The organism is Methylobacterium platani, from assembly GCF_001653715.1.
GTDB classification, from domain to species: domain Bacteria; phylum Pseudomonadota; class Alphaproteobacteria; order Rhizobiales; family Beijerinckiaceae; genus Methylobacterium; species Methylobacterium platani.
On sequence record NZ_LWHQ01000023.1, the window covers coordinates 45,153 to 56,943 of the forward strand.

Here is an 11,791-nt window from a genome sequence, read left to right on the forward strand (position 1 = left end):
ACGATGGGCCGCGAGGCCGACCGCAGGGCGACGGAACTCGTGTCGTGTACCGTGTTGCAACGCGATCGCGAAGCTCTCTAGCGAAAGTTCATGGGCGTGCCTCCCGCCGAGGGTTCGCCCCCGCGCCGGGGGCGACGGCATGCCGACGGGCCTGCACATGAATACGGCCGACCTCGTCGGAACCCGGCGGCAGAACCCGCCCGAGGCCGCCGGTCCGGCTCCGCGCCGCACGGCTCCAAGTCATACGGTGCCTTCCCTGCTCGCCTTCATCTGGCGCGAGAGCGCGCTGGCGCAGGTCGGGCTGGCGCTGCTGGCGGTCGCGGTATTCTCTTCCCCAGCTCGTCTTCGTGCCGCTGATGCAGCGGGCGATCAACCGCCGCGTCGCCGCCCGGGTCGGCCTCCTGCGCCGGATCAGCGGCGGACTGGTCGAGCGGCCGGCGGCGCTGCCGGGGCCGACCCCGGCGGAGCTGGACCGCCTGGGCGGCGTCTTCCGCCTGAACATGGGCTTCTTCGGCGTCAAGTCCTCGATGAACTTCCTGATGAACCTGTCCTACCACCTCGGCGTCGCCGGCATCCTGGCGAATGGAGGATCGTGGCGCGTGCCGCCGGCATCCCGAGCCACATCTGGAACATGGATGCCCGCGCCGGTGCGATCACCGAGGCCGAGGACGCCGGGGCCGACCTCGACCACATCCGCTTGGCCGCCGCGCATTCGCAGGCGGCCACGACCCAGCGCTACTCGCGCGGGGCGGTCGGCAAGTCGCGCCGGGTGGCCGAGCTGCGGCTGGCGCACCGGGCGCTAAGGAATGGATCCTGAAACGCGAGGGTGATTCTCGTGGCAGGCGCTGCCATCGGTGCAACCGGATCCGTATGCGTCGCTCATCCTGACGCCGGGCGATGTGACCTTGGCTCTCCGAAGGTCCTGATTTCTTCAAGCTGCCGGCGGCATCAGATCGAGCGTTCGGCGCTCTGCGATTGTTGGCTGGAGATCCGCGAGTGGCGAGAGGCCGTACCCCGTACGATGTCGGCACTTCGTCAGGCTTCCGAGGCGGGCGACGCATCGCCGGCGTCACCGTAGGCGCTCCAGCCGCCATCGACGCTCAGAACCGCGCCCGTCACGTACGAGGCCGACGGGGAGCACAGAAACCATGCCGTCTCGGCAATCTCGGCCGGGTCAGCGAGGCGGCCGAGTGGGATCCGCCGTTCCAGCCGCCCGCGGTCGATGCGGCCCGCCTCGACCAGCTTGGCCACCAGCGCGGTTCCGACATAGCCCGGCGCAATGGCGTTGACACGGATTCCTGCCCCGGCCCATTCGCAGGCCATGCTCTTCGTCATCGCGACGATGCCGGCCTTGGCCGCCCCATAGGCATTGCGCCGGGGCAAGCCGGTCAGCCCGGCGATGGAGCTCACGTTCAGGATCACGCCGCCCTGTCCCACCATGGCACGGGCCGCCTCCCGCGACGCCACGAAGGTACCGTCGAGGTGGACGCGCAGGATCCGGTCGAAGGACGCGAGATCCTGCTCCAGAGTCGGCTTGTGGCTGTCGCCGATCCCTGCGTTGTTGACCAGGATATCGAGCCCGCCCAGACGCGAGACGGTCTCCTCGACCATCGCGACGGCGGAGGTCTCGTCGGCGACGTCGGCCCATACCGCCAGATGTTGGGCTCCGAGTTCCGCTGCCCGCGCAGCGGCGCGGTCGTGGTCGAGATCGGCCAGGACGACGCGGTAGCCAGCCGCAGCGAAGCGCCGAGCCATCGCCCAGCCGATGCCGTCCGCGGCTCCCGTGATCAGGGCGACTTGTGTCCGGACGTTCCGGGTCATGATGCGCTCCTTTGCATGCTCCCGCCGAACGACGCACCGGCCTCGAAACCCGGGCGCGGGATCAGGTTCATGAGCACGCGGCCGAAGCCACCATCGACCGTGATCTCGTCGCCGGTGACGTAGGCGGCACGGTCGCTGGCGAGGTAGAGGACTGCATCTCTGATGTCCTCGGCCGCGCCGATGCGGCCGAGGGGTACCACGGCGCTGCGGCATTCGCGCACGCCGGGGGCGTCGTAGAAGGGCTGGCTCAGCGGCGTCACCACGAAGCCGGGACTGACCACGTTGCTGCGTATGCCGGCCGGTCCCCACTCGGTGGCGAGCTGGCGCGAGAGCATCACGATGCCGGCCTTGCTGACGCTGTAGGCGCCGCTGAAGCCTTGGGGATGACGCCCGGAGATCGACGCGACGTGGACGATCGCGCCGTCGCCCCGCTCCCGCATCTGTCGCCCGAAGATCTGCGCGGCCAGGAAGTAGCCGGTGAGGTTGACCGCGAGGAGCGCGTTCCACTCCGTGATCGGCAGGGTCTCGAGGGGGCCGGGCCGCATCAGCGCGGCGTTGTTGACCAGCACAGCGCAGGGCCCGAGTTCGCGCGCCTGCACGGCTGCAGCCTCGAGGCTGCCCGGGTCGGTCACGTCACAGGCCAGCGCCAGCACCTCGGCGCCGCACTGTTCGACCTCTGCGGCGATCCCCGCCATCGCCTCAGCCTCGCGGTCGAGGAGGACGAGGCGGGCACCGGCTCGGGCGAAGCCGAGCGCGACCGCCTGCCCGAGCCCGCCCCCGGCGCCGGTGACCACGCAGACGCGGCCCCGCAGGTTCAGCCAGTCGAAATCCCTGTCGCTCATGATGCAAATGCTCCGCGGGAGGATGCGTGCAGGGCGGTCAGCGCCCGGCGAGGGACAGCAGGACCGCCCTCCGGATCAGCCGGTTCTCCTGGGCGGTGATCAGGTGCGCGGAGGCCTGGAGATAGGCCGGCCAGTCCGGGTCCCGGTCCCGGGCGGCGTGACGCGCCTCGAACTGGCCCATATCGTCGAAGCCCCAGAGGTGGACAACCTGGTTGAGGGGGCCGACCGCGCTCGTGAATATTCCGAGCGGGGCGCCGAGATACTTCAGCTGGACCGGCATCGCGAGCCGGTCGAAGACGTCGAGGAACTCGGCCATGCCGCGCAGGCGGATGGTGTAGGTGCGCAGGTCGACGATCGCCGCGTCGAGAGTCATCGGGGTGTCCTCGCGGGTCTTGAGCTGAGATCAAGAGCGCACGAGCGGGCAGCCGCCATCCGCTTCGGGTCGGAAAGCCTCCTCGGCCGGCATGGTCGAGACGAGCTTGTAGACGTCGCCCGCGCCCCGGCTCTCCTCCGGCTTCTTCACCTCGAACAGGTAGGCCTGGTGGATCTTGCGCCCGTCCGCCCGGATACGGCCTGCCCCGAAGGCGTCGTCGTCGGTCGGCATCCGCTTCATCAGCTCGATCACCGCCCGCCCGTCGGCCTTGGCTTGCGCGACGCCGAGTTCCTTGACCGCCTTGAGGTAGTGGAGAACCCCCGCATAATCGCCGGCCTGGCTCATGTTGGGCAGGATGTTTCCGGGAAGCCGCGACTTGACGCGCTTCGTGAAGCCGCGGGTGCGCTCGTTCAGATCCCAGTAGAAGGTCTCGGTGAGCGAAAGGCCCTTCGCCACCGGCAGCCCCATGCCGAGCACGTCGGTGACGTAGCCGACCATCGCGGCGAGTCGCACCCCGCTGCCCTCGATACCGAATTCCTGCGCCTGCTTGAGGCAGGCGATCAGCTCGCTGCCGGAATTGGCGAAGGCGATGACGTTGGCGCCGCTGCTCTGGGCCTGGAGCAGGTAGGAGGAGAAGTCCGCGGTGCTGCCGAGAGGGTAGCGCACCGCGCCGAGCACCTTGCCGCCGGCGGCCTTGACGAAGCGGGACGCATCGGCCTCCGCCGCGTGGCCGAAGGCATAATCGGCGGTGATGAAGAACCACTTGTCGCCGCCGACCTGCACCAGGGAGGTGGCCGTCGAGTGGGCGAGGCACCAGGAATCCCACGACCAGTGCACCCAGTTGGGGCTGCAGCTCTTGCCGGTCAGGTCCGAGCTGCCGGCGGTGGTGATCAGTGCCGCCTTCTTCTTCTCCTCGATGATGCCGCGCGAGCCGAGCGCGATCGAACTGTTGCCGACGTTCTCGATCAGGTCGACGCCGCCGCGATCGAACCATTGCCGGATGATGGTCAGCCCGACATCCGGCTTGTTCTGGTGGTCGGCCGTAAGGATCTCGACCTTGATGTCGGGATTCTGCGTCATGAACTCGTCGGCAGCCTGCTGGACGCAGGCGACCGTGGTCGGCCCCGAGACGTCGCGGTAGACCCCCGACATGTCGGTGATGACGCCGATGCGGATGGTGCTGGCGCTTTGCGCCCGGCTCAAGGACGCGGGCATCATGGCGAGCCCGGCGAGGCCGGCGCGCACGAAGGTGCGGCGGTCGAGTGTCATGGCGTCTCCTCCATTCTCCGTCGTCTGGTGATGCGCGGGCGGCTCTGTCAGGCCGCTTCGTCCGCGAGGTGTCGTCCGGTGATGAAGCCGAAGGTCATGATCGGCCCGAGGGTGATGCCGGCCCCCGGATAGGCGCCGCCCATGATGCTGGCCCGGTCGTTGCCGACCGCGTAGAGGCCCGGGATCGGATGAGCGTCGGGGCGCAGCACGCGCCCGACCGTGTCGGTGCGCAGGCCGTCGAAGGTGCCGAGGTCGCCCATGACGAGCTTGAGGGCATAGAACGGCCCCTTGGCGACCGGCGCGACGTTGGGGTTGGGCCGGTGCTCCGCATCGCCGAGGAAGCGGTTGAAGGCGGTCGAGCCGCGCCCGAAGGCGGGATCCTCGCCCCGCACGGCATCGCGGTTGTAGAGGTCCACCGTCGCCACGAGCCCGTCCGGGTCGATGCCGGCCGCCCGGGCGAGGTCGGGCAGCGTCCGGCCGGTGACGAGGTAGCCGTTGCGCAGAGAGAGGCCGATCGGGACCGGAGCCGGCTTGGCGTAGCCCAGACCGTATTTGCGGATCGTCGGATGGTCGCAGATCAGCCAGGCGGCAGTCTCGCCCGCCCCTTCCCCGTCGCGGATCATCGCGGCGCCAGTGTCGTGGTAGGAGTTCGCCTCGTTGGTGAAGCGCCGCCCGTGCCGGTTCACCGCGACGATGCCAGGCTTGTAGCGGTCGACGAGGTGGGGGAAGACTCCCGTGCGCCCCCCGCCGAGGGGCACGCGCGACACCGGCATCCAGGCCGCCGCGTTGGCCATCCGGATCTCGAACGCGCCGCCGGCCGCCTCGCCGAGGCGGATGCCGTCACCCGTGTTGCCTGCCGGCGTCGGCGACAGGTGCTCGGCGCCGCGGGCGACGTGGGGATAGGCCTTGGCGATCCGCTCCTTGTCGTGCGGGAAGCCGCCGCAGGCCAAAACCACCGCGCGCCGGGCGGTGATGCAGCGCTTGCCGTCCGCATCGCGCATGACCGCCCCGGTCACCCGGCCGTCGGCGATGCTCAGGCTCTCGGCCGCGGTGCCGGTCCGGATCGGGATGCCGAGGTCGAAGGCGGTCTTGGCGAGCCGCGCCGCCAGCGCGTTGCCGCTGGTGATCTGGACGCCGCGGCGGTGGATCGCGAGGTCCTTGAGGTGCCGGGCGAGGCGGCGCGCCACGTAGGCTGCGGAGGTCAGCGAGCGGGTCGCCCGGAAAAAATGCTTCAGGTCCTCGTTCGAGGAGTTGAACATCATCCCGATGAAGGTGATCGTCTCGAGCGGCGGGCGCAGCCGGGCGATCTCGCGCCCGAGCTTGCGCGCATCGAACGGCGCCGCCGTGACCGAGCGTCCGGCCTTTGCGCCGCCCGGCGCGTCCGGATGGTAGTCGGGATAGCCCGAGAGCACGAACTTGACCTCGGTCTCGCGCTCGAAGAACTCGATCATGCGCGGGCCTTCGTCGAGGAACGCCTCGACCGCCGCCTCGTCGTAGGCGTTGCCGGCCTCGTGGCGCAGGTAGGTCCGGGCGGCCTCCCGCGTGTCGGGCAGACCGGCGCGCACCGCATGCGGGTTGCCAGGCACCCACAGCACGCCGCCCGAGAAGGCAGTGGTGCCGCCGAAGAACGGTTCCTTCTCGATCACCAGCACGTCGAGACCACGCTTCCTCGCCGTGATCGCGGCTGAGAGACCGCCGGCACCGGAGCCGACGACGAGCACGTCGCATGCGAGATCGCTGGCTGCCTGGGGCGCCATGGCTTCATCCTCTCTCGGGTGCGGCGGAGCCGGGATGTGCGGGACCGGCGGCTCGACCGTCCGGATCCGTCGTCATCGGGCGTTTCGCGCCGTCGTTCCTCCCGCCTCTCGCAAGATCGGACGCCTGCGAGGACCATGGCGCAGAGGCTAGCGGAAGGCCTGCACGGCACAATGGACAGAAGCCGCGTTCGATTGCACTTTTCCCGCGCGGGCCGCAGCATGCCCGGGAGAGGGCGGATGGCGCAGACCAGACGGGAATCCGGACCGGCCGCGCCAGTCGAGCGCTTTCTCCTCTACGGGGAGCCGGTCCAGAGCGTCGAGGCACGCTTCCTTCATGTCGAGCGGATTCACCTACGCAGCGGCCGGCACCACTGGACCATCGCGCCCCACGCCCATTCGGACTTGCACCAAATCCTGCTCGTCACGCAGGGCGGCGGCGTGATGCGCGCCGAGGCCGAGCACTTCCCGATCACTCCGCCAGCCCTGCTGGTCGTTCCTTCGGGCGCGATCCACGCCTTCGACTTCGTGGCCGGGACCGACGGATGGGTCGTCACCGTGGCGGACTCGATGGCAGCGGACGTTGCCCGGGGCGAGGCGACCATCGACCGCCTCCTGCGCCGGGCGGCCTGCATCGGCCGCCTGGAGGCCGAAGCCGTGGTCGGGCTCACCGGAGCCTTTACCGATCTATCGCGGGAATTCCTGTGGTCAGCCCCGGCCCGGATGCTCGCCATCGAGGCCGGGCTGATCCGGATCCTCGTGGCGGCGGCGCGCATGGTGGTTGCGCAGGGCCAGGAGGACGCGCCGAGATCGGCCGAGGCCGCGCTGATCGCCCGCTTCCAGCACCACGTCGAGCAGGAGTTTCGCACGGTCCAGACCGTGTCCGAATACGCCCAGCGGCTCGCCGTGACCGAGGACCGGCTGCTCGCAGCCTGCCAGCGTCGGTTCGGCCAGCCGCCCAAGGCGCTGATCCAGCGCCGTGTCCTGGTCGAAGCACAGCGCTGGCTCATCTACACGACGTTGCCGCTCGCCGAGATCAGCCACGCGCTCGGCTTCCGGGATCCGGCGTACTTCTCGCGGGTGTTCAAGAAGAAGACCGGCGAGACGCCGCAGCAGTTTCGCTCGTCGCGAACGGCGCCCGGATCATGATGAAGCAGGGGCTGCGATGCGGCGCTGACACGACTAGCGTTGAGGAACGGATCCTGAACAGCGATGGGGAACGGTGGGGAACGCCATGGGGGACACGGGAACACGGGGACCGCTCGGCCCGACAAAACGTGCTCAGTTCCAAAGATTTAGTGGAGCGGGCGATCGGGATCGAACCGACGACATTCAGCTTGGGAAGCTGACGTTCTACCACTGAACTACGCCCGCGACGGGGTTCGTCATACGGGCTCGCCCGGGCGCTGTCCACCCCCGAAATGCCGCGCTCGCGGCGCGGGCGGCGGGTCAGCGGTCCATGCGTGCGGACGGGGGGGCGTTGGGGTCGCCGCCGCCGGCGCCGAACAGCTTGCGCAGGAAGCCCGGGGCGATCGCCGAGAGCGGGTTGACGCTGATGTTGGGGGCGCTCATCGCGCCGGCGACCCGGAAGTTGATGCCGAACAGGCCCTCGTTGTGACCGCCGCCCAGCAGCGGGCCGAAGATCGGCACCTGCGAGACCACGTTGTTGAGGCCGTAGAGCGGCACGAAGGTGCCCGAGACGTCGGTGCGGTCCTTGCCGGTGTCGATCCAGCCGCCGAGCGTGAAGCCCATCGCCGGGCCGGAGATCGCGGCCTCCGCGAAGGCGATGCGGGTGCCGTTGCGCTGGAAGGCGGCGCGCAGGCGGTCGAAGCCGACGTCGTTGGCATCGCTGCGCCGGTCCTCGGTCTCGCCCTGGGCCAGGATCCGCCCGAGGGCCGGCTCGTTGCGTAAGGCGAAGGAGCGGACCTGCACCAGGCCCGATTGCGGCCCGTCGTTCATCGTCATCTGCAGCGACAGGAACCCGCCCTGCATGCGCTTGTAGATGTCGAGGAAGCGCAGGGCCGCCCCGGCATCGCTGGTCTCGGCGTTGAGCACGGGCGGGGTCGAGCGGTCGGGCTTGGCCACCTCCAGGCTGACCCCGGCGGAGCGCAGGCGGCCCTGGATCCGGGCCTGGCGCAGGTCGTCGCCGCGCAGGGACAGCTTGAGGGTGGCGTTGGTCAGCGCCTCCTCGTTGAAGCCGGTCAGGATCGCGAAGCTCAGGTCGGCCTCGACGTCGCGCGGGGTGGCGTCCTTGCCGCCCTTGCGCGGCGGCGCGGTGAGCGCGCGCAGGAACGGCCGCGCGTCGGCGACGCCGCCCTTGGCGCTGACCCGGTAGCCGTTGGCGCCCGAGCGCTCGACCCGGGCGCGGATGTCGTCGCCGGGGGAGAGCTTGAGGCTGGTGAGGTCGGCCGATTCGAAGCCGCCCTCGGCGTTGAGCACGGCGCTGCCGCGCAGCTGCACCGGCCCGGAATCGAGCGCGATGTCGCGCAGGTCGCTGCCCTGGCCGGTCTCGGTGAGGGAGAGCGTGAGGCGGCCGGGCTTGCCGGCGGGCTTGGTCCAGCCCGGCAGGAGGCCGTCGACGCTCGCCCGGGCGAGATCGGCCTCGACCCGGATCGGGGCCTTGCCCGGCCGGCCGACCGGCACGACGAAGCGGGCGCTCACCGGCCCGGCGAGGGCCGGCGCCGTCGGCAGGCCCTTCCGGGCGCGCGCCGCGTCGTCGAGGGTCATGGTCACCAGGGCCTCGCCCGGCGCGCCGGCCTTCGCCTGGTGCAGGTCGACGGTGAGCGGCGCCCCGGCGAGCCGCCCGTCGCCCTTCAGGCTGAAGCCGCTGCGGTCGTAGGCGACCGCGAAGCGGCCGTTCTCGAGCTTCTCCTTGCCGACCAGGCGGTCGGCCGCGATGTCGGTGAGGCTGCCGCTCAAGGTCACCGGCAGGTCGGCGATGTCGGGCACCGCCTCGAGGGAGAGGGGGAAGTCGATGCGCAGGTCGGCCTGGCCCCGCAGGGTGGCCGGATCGAGCTCGGTGCCCGAGAGCGAGCGGAACAGCTTGGTCTGGAGCAGGGAGGCGAGCGCGTCGGCGCCGCCGGTGAGCCGCAGCCCGATCTGCGCCGTGACGTCGTGCGGCACCGCGTCCTTGATGACGAAGGAACCGTCCTGGAGGGTGAGCGCCCGCCCGTCCGGCATCCGGATCTCGGCATTCGCCCCGCGGATCGTCGTGTTGCGCCCGGTGACGAGCCCGGAGACCCGGGCGCGGGAGAGCGGCGGCGCGTCGGGGGAGATCTGCAGCGCCCCGTCGCCGATCGCGAAGGCGATCCGGACCGCCTGGTCGGGCACCGGCTCGCCGCGCGCGGCCGCGGCGAACTCGGCCATGCTCATGTCGACCACGATGTCGAGGCTGTCGAGCCGGCCGGCCCGCAGGTTGTCGACGAGGTAGGTGCGGATCGGCGGCGCGACGTTCTCCGGCCACAGCCGCAGGGCGGCGCGGCCGTCGGTGCGCTCGGCGGTGATGCGCAGGGTCAGGCCGCCCTCGTCGGCCCGCGTGCCGAGCGTGCCGCTGATCGTGCCGCGTACCGCATCGCCCGCGAGCGCGAGGCGGTCGATCTGCACGCCGTCGTCGCGGCCCGAGAGACGGGCGTCGATCGTCGCGATCCTGACCGGCGCGTCGCCGGGGGCGGCCCCGCGCAGCACCGCGTCCTTGCCCGCGAGCGTCGCGGTCCAGCCGGCGCCGGGGCCGTCGGGCCCCGCCACCCACTCGCCGGCGAGGCGCACGCGGTTGCCCGCGCCGCGGTAATCGAGGGACGCGACCGTGAGCGCCCGGCGGGTCTCGTCCCACGCGGCGTCGACCGTCACCGCCTCGATCGTCACCGGGTTGAAATCCTTCTCCTCGATCAGGAGGTTGCCCTCGCTGGTGGCGAGGTGGAGTTTCATCCCGTCGAGGCGCGCGCCGTGCATCGCCACCTGGGCCCGGCCGGAGAGCTTCAGGTCGGTGGTCAGCGGCAGGCGCGACTGGCCGGTGAGCAGCAGCAGGTCCGGGGCCGGCAGGTCGTCGAGGGTGAGCACGCCGTGGCGGGCGCCGTCGGGCCCCTGCTCGACGTCGCCGCCGAAGCGCCAGGGCCCGTGCGGGCCGACGATCCGCATCTCGAACACCCGGGCGGGCCGGGTCGCGTCGCGGGCGAACAACCCGTCGACCCGGGGGAAGACCACGCGCTCGGCGCCGGATTCGTCGAGCAGGGTCAGGCGGGCATTGGTCAGGCGGGCCCGGTCGAGGCTGCCGATCACCCCCGACGGATCGAGCACCACGCCGAGGATCGACGCCACCGTGGCGGAGACCGGCGAGACGGTGCCGCGGGCGGCCGCCACCGCCGGCGGGGTGTGGGGCTTGGCGTCGGCGGGGTCGGCCGAGGCCGCGAAGGCGATCGAGCCGTCGTGGTGCAGGAGGGCGCGCAGCTGCAGGTCGCGGAACTCGACCGAGCGGGCCTGGACCGACAGGCCGAGGAGCGACCACAGGTCGATGGCGACCACCGCGAGGGGCGCCCGCACCACGAGGTCGCCCTCCGGGTTGCGGATGTCGAGCCCGCTGGTGCGCAAGGCCAGCGCGCCGTCGCGGTCGATCTCGATGGCGCTGTCGTGCAGGTCCACGCTCCAGCCCGGGCCGAGGCGCTCGGCGATGCCCGCCGCCACCCGCGGCTCGAGCCAGGCGAAGCTCACCGGGCCGCTCGCCAGGCGCAGGTAGGCGAGGCCGAGCCCGACGGCGAGGAGCAGGACGGCCGCGAGCTTGAGCCACAGCACGCCGCGCAGGCAGGTCCGCAGCAGCGACCGGGGGGCGGCCTTGATCCGCGCGGCGCACGGCTCCGGTCCCTCGAGCGCGCGGCCCGGCAGGGTTCCTTGCGCCCGCTCGATGCCGGGATCCATGACGGGATCCAGGCCTGGTGTCGCTCGGTCCGTCGTCACGCGCGCGTCGCCACTCCGGGCGCCCGGCCGGGCGCCGCCTTCGGGGCCTTCCCCGGGCGTGGCGGTCACGCTCCGGAGCTCGCGGCCCCCGCCGATGATTGCCCGATCCGGTGACCGGAGGGTAACGTCCTGCCGCTAAGCGATCGGGCGGTGCGCCCAGGGCCCCTTCCCTACCGGGGTCCTCCCCCAGAGGCACACCATCAATCGGCCGAAAGGAAGGCACGATGGCGCTGAACCCGGGCGACCCCGCCCCCGACTTCTCCCTGCCGGCGACCGGCGGCGAGACCCTGAGCCTCGCCGGCCTCGAGGGCCGCAAGGCCGTGCTGTATTTCTACCCGAAGGACGATACCAGCGGCTGCACGCTGGAGGCCCAGGCCTTCAACGGGCTCGCGCAGGCCTTCGCAGAGGCCGACACCGCCGTGATCGGCGTCTCGCCCGACCCGATGAAGAGCCACGACAAGTTCCGGGAGAAGTACGGCCTCGCCTTCCCGCTGGCCTCCGACGAGACCAAGGCGATGCTCGAGGCCTACGGCGTCTGGGTCGAGAAGAGCATGTACGGCCGCAAGTACATGGGCGTCGAGCGCACCACGGTCCTGATCGATCGCGACGGGACGATCGCGAAGGTCTGGCCGAAGGTGAAGGTACCGGGCCACGCCGAGGCGGTGCTGGAGGCGGCGCGGGCGCTGTAGTTCGTCCCCTCGCCAGATCCGTCCCTGGCCAGATCCGTCCCCTCGCCAGATCCGTCCCCTCGCCCGGCGCCGTCGGCCCGGCCGATCCGCCGGCTC

At 71.4% G+C, this 11,791-nt stretch carries 9 protein-coding genes and 1 tRNA gene; 3 read left to right on the plus strand and 7 right to left on the minus strand.

Translation table 11 applies throughout. The annotated features are described in order from the left end of the window. Positions 1 to 592: 592 nt before the first annotated feature. Positions 593 to 817, plus strand: a complete 225-nt coding sequence (locus A5481_RS13750; RefSeq protein ID WP_048433741.1) for a hypothetical protein — start codon at positions 593 to 595, stop codon at positions 815 to 817. A gap of 218 nt (positions 818 to 1,035) precedes the next feature. On the opposite strand, the gene A5481_RS13755 is transcribed toward A5481_RS13750, so the two are convergent. Genes A5481_RS13755 through A5481_RS13775 form a run of 5 tightly spaced genes read right to left on the minus strand, consistent with a single transcriptional unit; the run spans position 1,036 to position 6,062 of the window. Further along, positions 1,036 to 1,821, minus strand: coding sequence for a glucose 1-dehydrogenase (locus A5481_RS13755; RefSeq protein WP_048433742.1), 786 nt, complete (start codon positions 1,819 to 1,821; stop codon positions 1,036 to 1,038). Continuing rightward, complete coding sequence (locus A5481_RS13760; RefSeq protein ID WP_048433743.1) at positions 1,818 to 2,663, minus strand: SDR family NAD(P)-dependent oxidoreductase; 846 nt, start codon at positions 2,661 to 2,663, stop codon at positions 1,818 to 1,820. Before A5481_RS13760 ends, A5481_RS13755 begins: the two co-directional genes overlap by 4 nt. A gap of 37 nt (positions 2,664 to 2,700) precedes the next feature. Next, positions 2,701 to 3,036, minus strand: coding sequence for an NIPSNAP family protein (locus tag A5481_RS13765; RefSeq protein WP_048433744.1), 336 nt, complete (start codon positions 3,034 to 3,036; stop codon positions 2,701 to 2,703). Between the two features lie 30 nt (positions 3,037 to 3,066). Beyond that, positions 3,067 to 4,305 (minus strand): ABC transporter substrate-binding protein, encoded by a 1,239-nt coding sequence (locus tag A5481_RS13770; RefSeq protein WP_048433745.1) that lies wholly within the window; start codon positions 4,303 to 4,305, stop codon positions 3,067 to 3,069. A gap of 47 nt (positions 4,306 to 4,352) precedes the next feature. Then, complete coding sequence (locus tag A5481_RS13775) at positions 4,353 to 6,062, minus strand: FAD-dependent oxidoreductase (RefSeq protein WP_048433746.1); 1,710 nt, start codon at positions 6,060 to 6,062, stop codon at positions 4,353 to 4,355. Positions 6,063 to 6,254: 192 nt separating this feature from the next. Here A5481_RS13775 and A5481_RS13780 point away from each other — a divergent pair, with 192 nt between their 5' ends. Further along, entirely contained in the window at positions 6,255 to 7,208 is a 954-nt protein-coding gene (locus A5481_RS13780; protein WP_210179215.1) for a helix-turn-helix domain-containing protein, read from the plus strand. Between the two features lie 150 nt (positions 7,209 to 7,358). On the opposite strand, the gene A5481_RS13785 is transcribed toward A5481_RS13780, so the two are convergent. Both A5481_RS13785 and A5481_RS13790 read right to left on the minus strand, forming a co-directional pair. After that, positions 7,359 to 7,433: transfer RNA gene (locus A5481_RS13785), tRNA-Gly, on the minus strand. 75 nt (positions 7,434 to 7,508) lie between these two features. Then, on the minus strand, positions 7,509 to 10,967 hold the full coding sequence (locus tag A5481_RS13790) for a YhdP family protein (RefSeq protein WP_082173095.1): 3,459 nt from the start codon (positions 10,965 to 10,967) through the stop codon (positions 7,509 to 7,511). A 263-nt stretch (positions 10,968 to 11,230) separates the two neighbouring features. Between A5481_RS13790 and A5481_RS13795 the strand changes: the two genes are divergently transcribed. Beyond that, entirely contained in the window at positions 11,231 to 11,695 is a 465-nt protein-coding gene (locus A5481_RS13795) for a peroxiredoxin (protein ID WP_048433748.1), read from the plus strand. Positions 11,696 to 11,791: the final 96 nt, after the last annotated feature.

Bases quoted from the DNA above. Each gene is read 5' to 3' on its own strand.
- A5481_RS13755 (WP_048433742.1), bottom strand. From the start codon at position 1,821: ATGACCCGGAACGTCCGGACACAAGTCGCCCTGATCACGGGAGCCGCG.
- A5481_RS13775 (WP_048433746.1), bottom strand. From the start codon at position 6,062: ATGGCGCCCCAGGCAGCCAGCGATCTCGCATGCGACGTGCTCGTCGTC.
- A5481_RS13790 (WP_082173095.1), bottom strand. From the start codon at position 10,967: ATGGATCCCGGCATCGAGCGGGCGCAAGGAACCCTGCCGGGCCGCGCG.
- A5481_RS13765 (WP_048433744.1), bottom strand. From the start codon at position 3,036: ATGACTCTCGACGCGGCGATCGTCGACCTGCGCACCTACACCATCCGC.
- A5481_RS13760 (WP_048433743.1), bottom strand. From the start codon at position 2,663: ATGAGCGACAGGGATTTCGACTGGCTGAACCTGCGGGGCCGCGTCTGC.
- A5481_RS13795 (WP_048433748.1), top strand. From the start codon at position 11,231: ATGGCGCTGAACCCGGGCGACCCCGCCCCCGACTTCTCCCTGCCGGCG.
- A5481_RS13770 (WP_048433745.1), bottom strand. From the start codon at position 4,305: ATGACACTCGACCGCCGCACCTTCGTGCGCGCCGGCCTCGCCGGGCTC.